The sequence below is a fragment of the Serratia sp. G204Y genome (assembly GCF_051172435.1).
Lineage (GTDB): Bacteria > Pseudomonadota > Gammaproteobacteria > Enterobacterales > Enterobacteriaceae > Serratia > Serratia sarumanii.
This window is the reverse complement of sequence record NZ_JBPIZA010000004.1, coordinates 14,479-29,427: the sequence shown is the minus strand read 5'-3', so window position 1 is coordinate 29,427 and position 14,949 is coordinate 14,479. Positions and strand designations below refer to the sequence as shown.

The following is a 14,949-nucleotide window of genomic DNA, read 5'->3' as shown; positions in this document are numbered from 1 at the left end:
AGCGGCAACGCTCCCGTCGTCATTTTCCCAGCGGCAGGAATGAACGCTCCGGCACTACGGTTTTCATCACCAGGGTGGAGCTCAGGCGCTGCACGCCCGGCAGAGCGGAGAGTTTCTCGTCGTAAAGCTGTTGAAAGGCGGGCAGATCGCGGGCGATCACGTGCAGCAGATAGTCCGGATCGCCGAACAGCCGCTGCGCCTGCACCACCTGGGGAATGTCCATCATGGCGTTTTCGAAAGTTTCAACGGCGCGGCGATCGCCTTCGCGCATGGTGACGAACACCAGGGCGGAGAAGTTATAGCCCAGGCTGCCGGGATCGAGCTGGGCGCGGTAACCTCTGATCACCCCGGATTCCTCTAACGCCCGCACCCGGCGGTGGCAGGGGGATACGCTCAACCCGATCCGCTCGGCCAGCTCGGTCACCGACAAACGGCCGTCGGCCTGCAGTTCAGCAAGAATCTTGCGATCAATCTTATCCATTTAGAAGAATTTCCCCGCTTATGCCGATTTCAGGCAAGTAATTGAAAGCACATTTTAACGTCTTGAGGATATTCTTGCCATCTGTTGAACGGTTTTGACGGCCGCCGCGGCAGGCGGTGGCCGTTCTTCTTCCACGAGGAAAGCGCAATGGTTCTCTGTTCGGTGTGGCGCGGTGCGTTTGAGAGGGCGCCGGCATGACGCTCGCTCTGTTCGCCGCTTTTTGGGCGGTGTCGATTTTGTTGGTGATCACGCCGGGTATGGATTGGGCCTATGTGATCTCGGCGGGCATTCGCGGCCGGGTGGTGGTGCCCGCCGTCGCCGGCTTGCTGTTTGGCCATTTGTTGATGATTGCGATCGTAGTGGCGGGCGTCGGCGCGCTGCTGGTCGGCAACCCGCTGGCGCTGACGGCGCTTACCTTGCTGGGAGCGGCTTACCTCTTGTGGATCGGTTGCAACATGCTGCTGCACCCGCCGGTGCCCGGCGCCGGTGAAGATCAGCGTTCCGACTCCTGGCTGCGCTGGGCCGGCAAGGGCGTGTGCGTCAGCGGCCTGAACCCCAAGGTGTTTCTGCTGTTTTTGGCGCTGCTGCCGCAGTTTACCGACGCCCGGGCCGAATGGTCGGTGCCGATGCAGATGCTGGCGTTGGGCGTCGTGCATTTGATCAGCTGCGGCCTGGTGTATCTGCTGGTGGGATTCGGATCGCAGTCGGTACTGCGCACGCGCCCACAGGCTGCGAAGGTGGTGGGGCGCATCTCCGGCGCGGCGATGATCGTCATCGCCCTCGGGCTGCTGGCCGAACAGGCGCTGAAATAGCATTACCGCCGATAGATGTCCGGCCGGGCGATCTGCCAGACAAAGTCGGGGCGGTTGATGGCGCTATAGCCCACTTTTTCATAGAGCCAGGGGGCGGTGCTGGTGACCAGCATGACTCGCCGCAGCGTCGCCATCAGCGGATGGGCCTGGCAGCATTCCGCCAGCCACAGACCCAGCCCGCTTTTTTGGTACGTTTCCAGCACGTACACGTCGCACAGATAGCCGAAAGTGGCGTAATCGGTAATCAGCCGGGCGAAACCGATCTGCCTGGCGCCGTGATACAAACCGAAGCACAGGCTGTGGGCGAGGGACTGGCGGACGGTCTCTTTATCAATGCCTTCCGCCCATGACGAACGGGTCAGAAATGCATGGATGGCATCGAGATCCAGCAGAGCGGGATCGGTGCTGACGAGGTAGTCCGCACGCTGCCACTCCCGTGGGGCAGGGATTGTCATGAGGGGGCTTCTCCTGTTGTTTGCTCGCTCGTTGTTAAGTGCCTGTACGCGGGGTGAGGCCGTTTATCGACGGTGTAAGGCGAGATAACCATGCACGGCACCGGGATCGATAGCTGGCGTATTGGTTTTGATAATACGAGATGTCGCCATGACTTTTAGAGAAGGAAGGAAAATAATTACGCTTGATTGCATAAATAATAATGAGTATGTTTCTCATTCTCTTTGTTGTTCGCGGGCGCACGAAGGAATTATTAGCCTGCATTGGCGTGATGGTTGATTCACAGGGAAACACTGAGACGCGCGGTGGCGCTCATTTCTCGTGATGAGAAAGCTCAAAACTAAACTGCAGAGCCCGCCGTAAACACCGTTTTGAATGGTCAAGGATTTCCCCGATGAAAATGAAAACCTCTGTGCTCGCCCTGTTGACGGGGATGGCGCTCAGCGGCTGCGCGCCGCACCAAACCTCTTCCCCTGCCGCGCAGCCTCTGGCGCAAGCGGCGCAATCCGACAGTATCGTCAAACGCCAACTGGCTTATGGCTTGTATGAAATGGCGCTGACGCCAGGGGGAGATGCGTTGTACGTCGCCAGCGCCGAAAGTTTTAAAGATGTGCAGGGTGGCGTGGTCTATAAACTGGACGCCAAGACCCTGAAAACCCTTGGCACGACGCATACCGATTTGAAAAATTTCGCCATGCAGGCCGCTGCGGATGGGAAAACCCTTTATGTCAGCAATTCGCTGGACGGCGGTATCAGCGCAATCGGCGCCGCCGACGGTAAGGTGAAAGGGCGTTTGCTGTTCAGCGAGCGCAATGAGAAAGGGTTGCCGTATGGTGCGCGCCAAATTCTGGCTCACGACAACACGCTGTATGTGGGGGCGGTGGCCGACCCGGCGCAAATTTGGGTGGTTGACGCCGAATCGCTCAAGCTGAAAACGCGCATTAAAAATACCGGCAAATGGATGACCGGCCTGCATTACTCCGAACAGACCCAACGCGTGTATGCCGCCAATGGCAGCGGCGAGATCCTGGTGATCAACCCGCGTTCCAACCGCATCGAAAAACGCTGGAAACCGTTGGGAGACCAACCCGCACTGCTGCTCAATATGGCGGAGGACGAGGCTACCGGTCGTTTGTTCGTCACCGACAACTCCAAGGCGAAGACCACGCTGGTCTTGGATATTCACACCGGAAAGTTATTGAAGCGGCTTGATGTGGGCGACTCTTTGGCTGTCGTTTTCAATCCACGGCGCAACGAAATTTACATCTCGCAGCGTGAATCCGGCAATGTGCTGAGCCTGGATGCGACGACCTATGCGGTGAAACAGCGCTGGCCGCTGCCGCCGAATCCAAACAGCTTGCTGCTGTCGGCAGACGGCCAGACATTGTTCGTTACGGTCAAACAGCCGTTTAACAAAGATCATTCCACTCAGGGGCCGGACAGCGTGGTTCGCATCGCGTTGAATAAATAAGCCCCATCGGCCCGGCGACGGGCCATTTAACTTTTATCCTCATTCATGAGTGAATTATGCACAACACCAGTACAACGAATTTCCCTTTACGTAAAACGCTGCTGGCGCTGACTATTGGTGCGCTGAGCCAGGGGGCGCTGGCCGCAGACGGCGGCGCCAAGAAAAACCAGGAGGACACCCTGGTTGTCCGGGCCGAAAAACACGGCGATTTCAACTCCGGCGGCAATGATTTGGTTCCCGCCTACCTGGATGGACAGGTCGCCCACGGCGGCCGCCTGGGAATGTTGGGCGAACAGAAAGCGATGGACGTTCCGTTCAACGTCATCGGTTATACCGCGAAGCTGGTACAGGATCAGCAGGCGAAGACCATCGCCGACGTGGTCAGCAACGACGCGGGTGTACAGGCGGTGCAGGGGTACGGTAACTTCGCCGAAACCTATCGCATCCGCGGTTTCCAACTGGACGGCGACGACATGACGATGGGCGGGCTGCCGGGCGTGGTGCCGCGCCAGGTGATGGATACCCAGATGCTGGAGCGGGTGGAGATCTTCAAAGGGGCGAACGCCCTATTGAACGGCCTGGCTTCCAGCGGCGTTGGCGGCATGATCAATCTTGAACCGAAGCGGGCGGAAGAAACGCCGACCACCCAGATCGGCCTCGACTACACCTCCGATTCTCAGGTGGGCGGCACGCTGGATCTGGGCCGCCGTTTTGGTGACGACAACCAGTTTGGCGCTCGCGTCAACCTGGTGCACCGTGAGGGTGAAACGGCGGTTGAGGATGATAAGCGGCGCACGACGCTGGCATCAGTTGGGCTGGACTATCGCGGCGATCGTTTCCGTTCATCGTTGGACTTCGGTTATCAGAAAAAGACTTTCCATGGGGGAACGATGGGGGTCAACATCAGCGGCATCGATGTGATACCCGCGGTGCCTGACACCCGTAAAAATTACAGTCAGCAGTGGGGCTACAGCGATATCGAGAACGAATTCGGCATGGCGAAAGCGGAATATGATTTAACCCGCGACTGGAAGGCCTATGCCGGCTTGGGCGCGCAGCATGGCCATGAAACCGGTGTTTACAGCGCACCGAAGCTCATCAACGCCAACGGCGACGCCACGGTTGGGCGCCTGGACACCAACCGCATTATCGACGCTTTCAGCGGCATGGCGGGGCTTGAGGGCAAGTTCACGACCTGGGCGGTTTCGCATCGGGTCAACGTCGGCTATTCCGCGCAGATTAAACGCGACAAAACCGCGTGGCGCATGTCCGCCAACAATCCGACGACCAATATCTACGATAACCATGATGTCGCAATACCGGACAATGCCTATTTCGGCGGCAACTACAGCGATCCGCTGACCACGGCGCGCAACCGGACGCAGGGCTGGTTGTTCAGCGATACGTTGGGCTTTTTCGGCGACCGGGTGTTGTTAACGGCGGCGGCGCGCCATCAGAAAGTGGTGGTGCGTAATTACAGCAACGCCACCGGCCTGGAGGATACCGCCTCCCGTTATACGCAAAGCCGCTGGATGCCGACGTTCGGGCTGGTCTACAAGCCGTGGGAAACGGTGTCGCTTTATGCCAACCATACCGAGGCGTTGCAGCCTGGCGGCATTGCGCCGAAAGAGGCGGCTAACTTCGGGCAGAGTACCGGTATCGCCCGTTCCAAGCAAAATGAAGTGGGCGTGAAAGTTGATTTCGAACGCGTGGGCGGTTCGTTGGCGTTGTTTGAAATCAAAAAGCCGGCCACCATGATCGACAGCAACAACTACTACACGTTGAACGGCGAGCAACGTAACCGCGGCGTGGAGTTGAATGTATTTGGCGAACCGGCCTTCGGCCTGCGCCTTAACGGCAGCGCTACCTGGCTTTCGCCCGAGCTGACCAAAACCCAGGGCGGCCGTAACGATGGCAAAGACGCTATCGGCGTAGCGCACTTCTACGCGGTGCTGGGGGCGGAATACGATATCAGGCCGGTCGATGGCCTGACGGCGACGGCGAAAGTGCGGCATACCGGTTCGCAATATGCCGACTCCGCCAATACCAAAAAGCTCGATAGTTTCACGACCCTGGATCTCGGCCTTCGCTATCGCATGCGTTTGAATGAGGATCAAAATACGCTGGTATGGCGTGTGGGGTTGGACAACGTCACGAACGAGAAGTATTGGTCCGGCGTAGAAAGCAATGGCACTTACGTCTTCCAGGGACAGGCGAGAACGCTGAAAGCGTCGGTAACTTACGACTTCTAAGCGATACAGAAACGACGGCGGCCCACATGTGATGGGCCGTCGGTTTCTTCGTCACCGGGGGATCGTTTTTCACTATGACCGATGGGTGAGCACGCTTATCAGATCCAGCGCGTCGTCCGCCGCCGCGATTTCGCTTTCGCTGAGCGCCTGCCGTTCGATGAAGCTCTCGATGGCTTCCAGCAGGGAGAAGACGCTGATTTCATCCCCTATCTTCACGACTTCGCAAACGCCACGCCCGATCGCCAGACAGATGGCTTCATCAAATTCACACGGTTTGCTGTTCATCTTTTTTCCCCTACGGCGTTTGGGATGATATCGGCCATGCTACCGGTTTTTGCCCGGCGGCTGTCTGACGAAAATCTCATTTTTTCGTTGATGCTGGCGGGCGCACGATCGCGTGCAGTGGCGAAATTCTGATTTCCTCACCGTGGCCAAATTTCCCTTGTGACCGCCGTGCCGGCGCGGTATTGTCGCCAAATGACGACAATACCGCCTCATTGTCCGCATAAAAAATTCATGACGTTATCATCCCTTCATCCCGCTGCCGTGCGGGATTTTTTTATGAGGTTTATCTCAAAGTGCGGATAACCTCGACGCGATCGCTTGCCATGCTCTGGGAATAATCTTAGCTTGAAATAGTCATTTAGGGTTAGCAATCCCTCATGACCTCCTTGTAACACTTGATGCACCAGAACGTTTTCTCCCCCGCTGCGGCGGGGGTTTTTAATGACGTGCATCAGAAAAGGCCGCAACGCAAGAACCGACAGAGTTCGTGACGATAATCAGTTTAAGCATCAGGGGATGGGAAAATGAAAAATGATCTGGCGGCGGCGATCGCGATTGGCTGTGTGCTGTTGTTCGCATTGGCGGTCGGTTCGCCCCTTTCTATCGGTACCTCGCTGTAATCTTCCGCGGCCCCGTTCGGGGCCGCTCACCGCGCCTGTCGCCGCGTCTGCGGATTTTTGCGCCGATCGCCTGCCCACGCGATAAAATCAGCCAAATTGCGGTTGATGTATGGCGAACTTTGAGTACTCTGAGTGCTTTGCATACCTCGCGTGCGCCCGTTCTATCTATGCTTTAATCACGCCCATCACAGGAATCGCCATGCCCGCCCGTCAAACCTCGAGGAGCCCGCTCTGATGCTGGAGATGTTATTACAGTGGTACCGCCGCCGCTTCACCGATCCGCAGGCTATCGCGCTGCTGGTGATCCTGGTTGCCGGCTTCCTCATTCTCTATTTTCTGCACGGCATTCTGACCCCGTTGCTGGTCGCCATCGTGCTGGCGTATCTGCTGGAGTGGCCGACCGCGCGCCTGCAGCGCATCGGCTGTTCGCGCACCTGGGCGGCGAGCATCATGCTGCTGGTGTTCGCGGGCGTCGCCATGCTGCTGGTGTTCGTTGTCGCGCCAACCGCCTGGCAACAGGGCATCAATCTGATGAGCGATCTGCCGGGCATGCTCAACCAGTTCTATAACTTCGCCGCGACGCTGCCGAAGCGTTACCCGGCGCTGGTGGATGCCGGCATCATCGACATGATGGCGGAAAACCTGCGCAGCCGGCTGTCCGGCATGGGCGAGTCGGTGGTGAAATTCTCGCTGGCGTCGCTGGTCGGCCTGCTGACGTTGGCTATCTACCTGATCCTGGTGCCGATGATGATGTTCTTCCTGTTGAAGGACAAAGAGCAGCTGCTGAACGCGGTGCGCCGCGTGCTGCCGCGCAATCGCGGCCTGGCGGGGCAGGTCTGGAACGAGATGAATCAGCAGATCACCAACTACATTCGTGGCAAGGTGCTGGAGATGGTGATTGTCGGCGTGGCGACCTACCTGGTGTTCGCCGTGCTGGACATGCGCTACTCGCTGCTGCTGGCGGTGCTGGTGGGCTTCTCGGTGCTGATCCCCTACATCGGCGCGGTGCTGGTCACCATACCGGTGGTGGTGGTGGCGCTGTTCCAGTGGGGCGTCGGCGCCGATTTCTGGACGCTGATCGTCGCCTATCTGGTGGTGCAGGGGCTGGACGGCAACCTGTTGGTGCCCATTTTGTTCTCCGAAGCGGTCAACCTGCACCCGCTGGTGATTATCCTTTCTGTGATCGTGTTCGGCGGGATGTGGGGCTTTTGGGGGGTGTTTTTCGCCATTCCGCTGGCGACGCTGGTGAAGGCGGTGATTCACGCCTGGCCGGATGAACTGCGGGTCGAGGTGGAAGACGAGGCCGGCTGAGAGGGAATAACGAAGCGCAGCAGGCCGCTGCGCTTCGTGAGATTTACTGCTGCAGGTAGTTCAAAACGATGTCGTGGTGATTGGTGGTTTTGAAATCATCAAACACTTTTTCAATCTTGCCTTTGGCGTCGATCAGGAAACTGATGCGGTGAATACCGTCGTAGGTCTTGCCCATGAAGGTTTTCTCGCCCCACACGCCAAACTGTTGCGACACCTGATGATCTTCATCAGACAACAGCGTGAAGTTGAGCAACTCCTTTTCGGCGAAGCGCGACAGTTTTTCCGGTTTGTCGGTGCTGATGCCCAGCACTTCGACGCCGGCCTTTTTCAATTCGTCCATGTTGTCCCGCAGGCCGCAGGCTTGCACGGTGCAGCCCGGCGTCATCGCCTTCGGATAGAAGTAAACCAAAACTCGCTGTCCCTGGAAGTCGGCCAAATTAATTTCCTCACCGTCCTGGTCAGGCAAACTAAATTTCGGCGCTGTGTCACCGGCTTTCAATGGGCTCATCACTACTCTCCATCTTTCTCGTCATGCTGTGGATAGTTCACCACGCTAATACTGCCTTGCGCGTTCAATTCTGTACATAGGCGATGGAAGGCTTGCTCAATATTTGAGGCGTCCCGATCGCCGGAGCTGTGGGCGGTGATTTGGATATACAGCTGCGGCGGCAGGTCGCCCTCCGCCGGCTGCGTGCGCGAGACCAGTTCGGCGATATTCATCTGGCTGGAGTCGAACAGATCGGTAAAGCGTTCGATGATGTGCGGCGAGTCCTTCACTTCCACCTGCACCCACACCGTGGCCGGCATCGGCGGCCTTTCGTGCGAGTTTGTGCGTTTCATCACGATCAGCAGATCCAGCTCCGCGCCTTTTTGCGGCAGGGTGGATTCGATCAGGGTGATGGCGTTCCAACTGCCGGACAGCAGCATGATGAACGTGAACTCCTCTCCCAGCATGGCCAGACGGCTATCTTCGATATTGCATCCGCAACTGCTGACGTGGCGGGTGATGGTATTGACGATTCCGGGGCGGTCGGCGCCGAGCGCGGTAATCACGAGATAGTGTTCGTCTGACTGAGGCAAAATAGCGCTTCCTGTCGTGCTTAATGGGGTTACCATGGTAAACATAAAAAAAACCGCCTGCCAAGCGCTTACAACGCGGTTGTGCGCTTGCTTTTGGATAGGCAGCAAAAGTACCATGAGTGACTTGTTTGTGGAGGGGACGGCCAATGTTTACGGGAAGTATTGTTGCACTGGTTACGCCGATGGACGACAAAGGTGCTGTCGATCGCGCGAGCCTGAAAAAATTGATCGATTATCATGTAGCCAGTGGCACCGCGGCGATCGTTTCCGTAGGGACCACCGGCGAGTCCGCAACGCTTGCCCATGACGAGCACGTTGACGTGGTGCTGCAGACGCTGGAGCTGGCTGACGGCCGCATTCCGGTGATCGCCGGCACCGGCGCCAACGCCACCGCCGAAGCCATCGCGCTCACCACCCGCTTCGCCAACACCGGCGTGGTGGGCTGCCTGACGGTGACGCCGTACTACAATAAGCCGACGCAGGAAGGGCTGTATCAGCACTTCAAGGCGATCGCAGAGAGCACCGAGCTGCCGCAGATCCTGTACAACGTGCCTTCGCGCACCGGCTGCGACATGCTGCCGCCGACCATCGCTCGGCTGGCGAAAATCAAGAATATTGTTGCTGTAAAAGAAGCGACGGGGAACTTAAGTCGCGTTAGTCAGATCCAAGTGCTGGTTGACGATGAAGACTTCATCTTGCTGAGCGGCGACGACGCCAGCGGGCTGGACTTCATGCAACTGGGCGGCAAAGGGGTGATTTCCGTGACGGCCAACGTGGCCGCGCGCGAGATGGCGGAACTTTGCGCGCTGGCGGCGCAGGGCAAGTTTGCGCAGGCGCGCCGCTTAAATCAGCGCTTGATGCCGTTGCATCAGGATCTATTTGTAGAAGCAAACCCAATTCCGGTGAAGTGGGCCTGTAAGGCGTTGGGATTGATGGCAACCGATACGCTGCGTCTGCCGATGACGCCGTTGAGCGAAGCCGCCCGCCCGGTGGTGGAGCGCGCGCTGAAAAGCGTCGGTTTGCTGTAACTCTAAGGGAAATTTGATGGCTTATTCATTGCAAAAGTCGACGGTAGCAAAAGTAGTGGGCATCTCTTTGGTGATGATGCTGGCGGCCTGCAGCAGCGATCAGCGCTACAAGCGCCAGGTCAGCGGCGACGAGGCCTACCTCGACGCGGCTCCGCTCAAGGCGCTGAACGCGCCGTCCGGCATGATCCTGCCGGTGCAGAGCGGCAACTATGACGTTCCCGCCACGACGCTGCAAGGCAACGTCGGCAAGCAGTTGGACATTCGTCCGCCGGTGCAGCCGTTGGCGCTGCTGAGCGGTTCTCGCGCGCAATACGCCGGCGACAGCGGCACGCTGCTGCTGGAAAACAGCCCGCAGAACCAGAACCTGTGGTCGCGCGTGGTCAGCCTGCTGCAGGCGAAGAACATCGCGATCGCTTCGCGCCAGGACGCCGGTCAGACCCTGACCACCGACTGGGTGAAGTGGAACCGTCTGGACGAAGACAACCAGTACGAAGGCCGTTATCAGATCAGCGTGCAGCAACAGGGCTACCAGCAGGCGCTGGTGGTGAAAAGCGTTGGCCTACAGCAGCAGGGCAAGACCGAACAGGTGACCGATCAGTCTGAAATCCAGCGCTACAACGGCATGATGATCAACACCCTGATCGAAGGCCTGGACAAGCAGGACAACCTGGCGAGCAGCCAGACCGCCAGCCGTTTCGGCGCGCTGGACGTGCAGAGCGGCGCCGATGACACCGGCCTGCCGATGCTGGTGGTGCGCGGCCCGTACACCGTGGTGTGGGATCGCCTGCCGCCGGCGCTCGAAAAACTGGGGATGAAAGTGGGTGACCGCAGCCGTCCGCAGGGCACCGTCGCCGTGACCTACAAGTCCCTGAGCAGCAGCGATTGGGATGCGTTGGGCGTCAAGGATCCTGAACTGGCGGAAGGGGATTACAAGCTGCAGGTCGGCGATCTCAACAACCGCACCAGCCTGCAATTCATCGATCCGAAAGGCAAACCGCTGACCCAGTCGAAAAACGACGCACTGGTGGCGGCATTCCAGTCTGCCTTCAGTAAGACCAGCGTTAACTAATCGAAAAGGGGCTGCGGCCCCTTTTTGTTTTGTCTATACGGTATCGTTTGCGTCGCAGGTTTGGCACAATAGTGCCCGGCACGCCAAAGAATTCATTAGGTCAATTCTATACCCCCTAATTTCGGGCCGCGCTCGGGAGACATCGGGGATACATCACTGGAGTAAGTAAGATGCAAAAGCTAGCTGAGCTGTATCGCGGAAAGGCAAAAACCGTTTACACCACCGAGAATCCCGATCTGTTGGTGTTGGAGTTCCGCAACGATACGTCAGCACTGGATGGTCAGCGCATTGAGCAGTTCGATCGCAAAGGCATGGTGAACAACAAGTTCAACCATTTCATCATGAGCAAACTGGAAGAAGCCGGCATCCCGACCCAGATGGAGCGTCTGCTGTCCGACAACGAAGTGCTGGTGAAAAAGCTGGACATGGTGCCGGTGGAATGCGTGATCCGCAACCGCGCCGCCGGTTCGCTGGTGAAGCGTCTGGGCATCGAAGAAGGCCTGGTGCTGAACCCGCCGCTGTTCGATCTGTTCCTGAAAAACGATGCCATGCACGATCCGATGGTCAACGAATCCTACTGCGAAACCTTCGGTTGGGTGAGCAAAGCGCATCTGGCGCGCATGCGCGAGCTGAGCTACCGCGCCAACGACGTGTTGACCCAGCTGTTCGACGACGCCGGCCTGATCCTGGTCGACTTCAAGCTGGAGTTCGGCCTGTTCAACGGCGAAGTGGTGCTGGGCGATGAGTTCTCGCCGGACGGCAGCCGCCTGTGGGACAAAAACACCCTGGACAAGATGGACAAAGACCGTTTCCGTCAAAGCCTGGGCGGCCTGATCGAAGCCTATGAAGAAGTGGCGCGCCGCATCGGCGTGAAGCTCGACTAAGCGTCGGCACCGCCATTCGGGGCGATCCGGCCGGATCGTCCCGCTATTCTGCGTTTTTCCAGAAAATTTCTACATTTCCTCTGCGGCAGACCATTTATAATAATGGATGCGAGATGACTAAAACCTATCCCACTCAGGCTTGAAGCTGCCTTTGCGCTTACCATCGCGGCGCAACTTCAACGAGCAGGGGAAATATCTGGAGTATATTTATGCGTTGGCAAGGGCGTCGGGAAAGTGACAATGTTGAGGATCGTCGCGGGCAATCTTCAGGTTTGGGCGGCGGCGGCTTCCGCGTGCCGGTGCGCGGCAAGGGCGGCATCGTCATTCTGGTGGTGGTGCTGGTGGCCGGCTATTACGGCATCGATCTGTCGCCGCTATTGAACGGCGGTAACGTTGCGCCGCAGGGGCAACAACAGAGCGCCAACATCAGTCCGAAAGATGATGAGCTGGCCAAATTCACCTCGGTGGTGCTGGCCTCGACCGAGGACAACTGGAAAGAGATTTTCCAGCGCATGGGCAAAACCTATCAACCGCCGAAGCTGGTGATGTATCGCGGCGTGACGCGCACCAGTTGCGGCACCGGTCAGGCGGCAATGGGGCCGTTCTACTGCCCGGGTGACAGAACGGTGTATATCGATCTGTCTTTCTATCAGGACATGAAAACCAAGCTGGGCGCCGGCGGTGATTTCGCTCAGGCCTATGTGGTGGCGCACGAAGTCGGCCACCACGTGCAGAACCTGTTGGGCATCGAGCCCAAGGTGCGCCAGATGCAGCAGGGTGCCAGCCAGGCGGAAGTGAACCGTCTGTCGGTGAAAATGGAGCTGCAGGCTGACTGTTTCGCCGGGGTGTGGGGCAAATACGCCGAGAAGCAGCAGATGCTGGAAGAGGGCGATCTGCAGGCGGCGCTGAACGCCGCGCAGGCGATTGGCGACGATCGGTTGCAGCAGCAAAGTCAGGGCCGCGTTGTGCCGGACAGCTTCACTCACGGCACCTCGCAGCAGCGCTACACCTGGTTTAAGCAGGGCTTCGACAGCGGCGATCCCAATACCTGCAACACCTTTGCATCCCGTTAACGCCTCAAGTGCCGGAGCCTGACTCCGGCATTTTTTTCGGATTGAGATACAGCCTTATGTTACAGGCAGCGCAACAACTCATGCGGCGGCAGGGCATCCGGCGCCTGCTGGTGCTCAGCGGTGAACCCGGCTGGTGCCGCGAACAGGCGCAGCGGCTGGCGGCGACGCTGCCGGGCGACTGGCCGTGGGTGGGGGAAAACCCGCCGCCCGGCCTGACGGCGTTGGCGAGCGGCGCGGTGCGCCAACTGCTGGGGCAGGAGCGGCTGCACGCGGTGTTCGACGCCGGCCAATCGCTGGACGTGGAGGCGTTGGCGGCGCTGTGCGGCGCACTGCGCGCCGGCAGCTGGCTGCTGCTGCTGACGCCGCCCTGGCGGCAATGGCCTCAGCAGCCGGACGGCGACAGCCTGCGCTGGAGCGATTGCCCACAGCCGATCACCACCCCGCATTTCATTCACCATCTGCAGCAGCACCTGGCCGACGACCGAGAAGTGACGATCTGGCGGCAGGATGAGCCTCTGACGCTCGCCGAGCTGCCGGCGCGCGAGGGTTGGCTGCCGCCGGATGGCCGGCCGACCGGGGAGCAACAGGCGATCTTGACGGCGCTGCTGCAGGCCGAATCCGGCGTGTGGGTGCTGACCGCCGCCCGCGGCCGCGGCAAATCGACGCTGGCCGGCATGCTGGTGGCGCAGTCGCCGCTGACCTGTTGGATCACCGGGCCGAGCCGCGCCGCCACGGAGGTGGCCGGGGAATGGGCGCAGGGGCGCGCGCAGTTTTGGGCGCCCGATGCCTTGCTGGCGCAGTGTCGGGAGGGGGACGTCGGCGCCGTGGGCTGGCTGCTGGTGGATGAAGCGGCGGCGATCCCCGCGCCGCTGCTGCAGCAGCTGATCGGTTATTTCCCGCGCGTGCTGCTGACCACTACGGTGCAGGGGTATGAGGGCACCGGCCGCGGTTTTCTGCTGAAGTTTTGCGCCGGGCTGCCGTCTTATCAGGCGTTGAGCCTGCAACAGCCGATGCGCTGGGCACAGGGCGATGCGCTGGAACGGGTCACGGACAATGCGCTGTTGTTCAATGAGCTGCCCGCCTGGCCGGCGGATGGCCAGGCGATCGATTACAGCCAGGCAGAGCAGCGTGAGCTGTGCGCCGATCCGCAGCGACTGGCGCGTTTCTACGCCCTGCTGAGCAGCGCGCATTACCGCACCTCGCCGCTGGACTTGCGCAGGCTGATGGATGCGCCCGGCATGCACTACGGGCTGGCGCAGGCCGGGCCAGAGGTGGTCGGCGCCGTGTGGCTGGTGGACGAAGGCGGCTTGAGCACCGAGTTGGCGCACGATGTGTGGGCCGGCCGTCGTCGGCCGCGCGGCAACCTGGTGGCGCAGTCGCTGGCGGCGCACGGCGGCCAATGGTGGGCGCCGACGCTGCGTTCACGGCGCATTACCCGCATCGCGACGCTGCCGGCGCTGCGGCGGCAGGGTATCGCGCGTCAGCTGATCGAACGGCAACGCCGCCAGGCGCAGGGGCTGGATTTCCTGTCGGTCAGCTTCGGCTATACCGAGCCGCTGTGGCGCTTTTGGCAATCCTGCGGTTTCGAGCTGGTGCGTATCGGCAGCAAACCGGAGGCCAGCAGCGGCTGCTATACCGCGATGGCTATTTTGCCCTTGAGCGAGCAAGGGGAGGCGCTGCGGCACGCGGCGCACAAGCATCTGGCGCGCGACTGGCCCTGGCTGCGGCAGCGCATCGAACTCGCGCTGGCGATCCCGGGCGACGACGGCGATACGTCGCTCGGCGAAGAGGACTGGCGTGAGCTGGCCGGGTTCGCTTTCGCCCACCGGCCGCTGGAGGCCAGCCTGGGGGCATTGCAGCGTTTGCTGTTGGCCAGCAATCTGCCGCTGCCCGCGCTGCGCGGCCATCTGCAGCGGCGGCAATCCCCTGCGGCCTGCGCGGAGCAGGCGGGCGTCAGCGGCCAGAAAGCCTTGCTGCGCCACTGGCGGCATGAAACGGCGCAGGCGCTGGAACAGCTGAATGCGCAGCACTGCCGCTACTGGCGCGACTGGGCGCAGTCGTTGCAATAAATTGAACAACTCGCTCAATAAAACCCGATTTTCCCGCTTTCTCAACGGCGTATAGTCACTG

At 59.8% G+C, this 14,949-nt stretch carries 14 protein-coding genes; 9 read left to right on the top strand and 5 right to left on the bottom strand.

The features are described 5' to 3' along the window. Positions 1-19: 19 nt before the first annotated feature. On the bottom strand, positions 20-481 hold the full coding sequence (locus tag ACSBQQ_RS18480; RefSeq protein WP_033635506.1) for an Lrp/AsnC family transcriptional regulator: 462 nt from the start codon (positions 479-481) through the stop codon (positions 20-22). Between the two features lie 194 nt (positions 482-675). Here ACSBQQ_RS18480 and ACSBQQ_RS18475 point away from each other — a divergent pair, with 194 nt between their 5' ends. Continuing rightward, positions 676-1,293: a LysE family translocator gene (locus tag ACSBQQ_RS18475; RefSeq protein ID WP_033635505.1), complete on the top strand. Its 618-nt coding sequence runs from the start codon at positions 676-678 to the stop codon at positions 1,291-1,293. 2 nt (positions 1,294-1,295) lie between these two features. Here ACSBQQ_RS18475 and ACSBQQ_RS18470 read toward each other — a convergent pair whose 3' ends face one another. Beyond that, positions 1,296-1,748: a GNAT family N-acetyltransferase gene (locus ACSBQQ_RS18470; RefSeq protein WP_060428924.1), complete on the bottom strand. Its 453-nt coding sequence runs from the start codon at positions 1,746-1,748 to the stop codon at positions 1,296-1,298. A gap of 392 nt (positions 1,749-2,140) precedes the next feature. Between ACSBQQ_RS18470 and ACSBQQ_RS18465 the strand changes: the two genes are divergently transcribed. Next, positions 2,141-3,217: a YncE family protein gene (locus tag ACSBQQ_RS18465; RefSeq protein WP_060428922.1), complete on the top strand. Its 1,077-nt coding sequence runs from the start codon at positions 2,141-2,143 to the stop codon at positions 3,215-3,217. A 56-nt stretch (positions 3,218-3,273) separates the two neighbouring features. Further along, positions 3,274-5,469, top strand: coding sequence for a TonB-dependent receptor (locus ACSBQQ_RS18460; RefSeq protein ID WP_033654586.1), 2,196 nt, complete (start codon positions 3,274-3,276; stop codon positions 5,467-5,469). Positions 5,470-5,541: 72 nt separating this feature from the next. Here the strand turns inward: ACSBQQ_RS18460 and ACSBQQ_RS18455 are convergent, their stop codons facing one another. Then, positions 5,542-5,754 (bottom strand): hypothetical protein, encoded by a 213-nt coding sequence (locus tag ACSBQQ_RS18455; protein WP_033648813.1) that lies wholly within the window; start codon positions 5,752-5,754, stop codon positions 5,542-5,544. Between the two features lie 854 nt (positions 5,755-6,608). Here ACSBQQ_RS18455 and ACSBQQ_RS18450 point away from each other — a divergent pair. Further along, on the top strand, positions 6,609-7,685 hold the full coding sequence (locus ACSBQQ_RS18450; protein ID WP_033635501.1) for an AI-2E family transporter: 1,077 nt from the start codon (positions 6,609-6,611) through the stop codon (positions 7,683-7,685). Positions 7,686-7,728: 43 nt separating this feature from the next. Here ACSBQQ_RS18450 and bcp read toward each other — a convergent pair whose 3' ends face one another. Together bcp and ACSBQQ_RS18440 are read right to left on the bottom strand one after the other, a co-directional pair. After that, a complete protein-coding gene (gene bcp / locus ACSBQQ_RS18445; protein ID WP_033635500.1) occupies positions 7,729-8,193 on the bottom strand; it encodes a thioredoxin-dependent thiol peroxidase in 465 nt (154 codons plus the stop codon). Positions 8,194-8,195: 2 nt separating this feature from the next. After that, positions 8,196-8,801 (bottom strand): glycine cleavage system transcriptional repressor, encoded by a 606-nt coding sequence (locus ACSBQQ_RS18440; RefSeq protein ID WP_369919484.1) that lies wholly within the window; start codon positions 8,799-8,801, stop codon positions 8,196-8,198. Positions 8,802-8,911: 110 nt separating this feature from the next. Between ACSBQQ_RS18440 and dapA the strand changes: the two genes are divergently transcribed. The 5 genes from dapA to ACSBQQ_RS18415 all read left to right on the top strand — a co-directional run bounded on the left by dapA (position 8,912) and on the right by ACSBQQ_RS18415 (position 14,888). Next, on the top strand, positions 8,912-9,793 hold the full coding sequence (dapA, locus tag ACSBQQ_RS18435; RefSeq protein WP_033635499.1) for a 4-hydroxy-tetrahydrodipicolinate synthase: 882 nt from the start codon (positions 8,912-8,914) through the stop codon (positions 9,791-9,793). 16 nt (positions 9,794-9,809) lie between these two features. After that, positions 9,810-10,862, top strand: a complete 1,053-nt coding sequence (gene bamC, locus ACSBQQ_RS18430) for an outer membrane protein assembly factor BamC (protein WP_033648812.1) — start codon at positions 9,810-9,812, stop codon at positions 10,860-10,862. Positions 10,863-11,032: 170 nt separating this feature from the next. Further along, entirely contained in the window at positions 11,033-11,746 is a 714-nt protein-coding gene (gene purC / locus ACSBQQ_RS18425; protein WP_033635498.1) for a phosphoribosylaminoimidazolesuccinocarboxamide synthase, read from the top strand. A 209-nt stretch (positions 11,747-11,955) separates the two neighbouring features. Then, complete coding sequence (ypfJ, locus tag ACSBQQ_RS18420) at positions 11,956-12,819, top strand: KPN_02809 family neutral zinc metallopeptidase (RefSeq protein WP_033635497.1); 864 nt, start codon at positions 11,956-11,958, stop codon at positions 12,817-12,819. 56 nt (positions 12,820-12,875) lie between these two features. Continuing rightward, positions 12,876-14,888: a tRNA(Met) cytidine acetyltransferase TmcA gene (locus tag ACSBQQ_RS18415; protein WP_060428920.1), complete on the top strand. Its 2,013-nt coding sequence runs from the start codon at positions 12,876-12,878 to the stop codon at positions 14,886-14,888. Positions 14,889-14,949 lie beyond the last annotated feature (61 nt).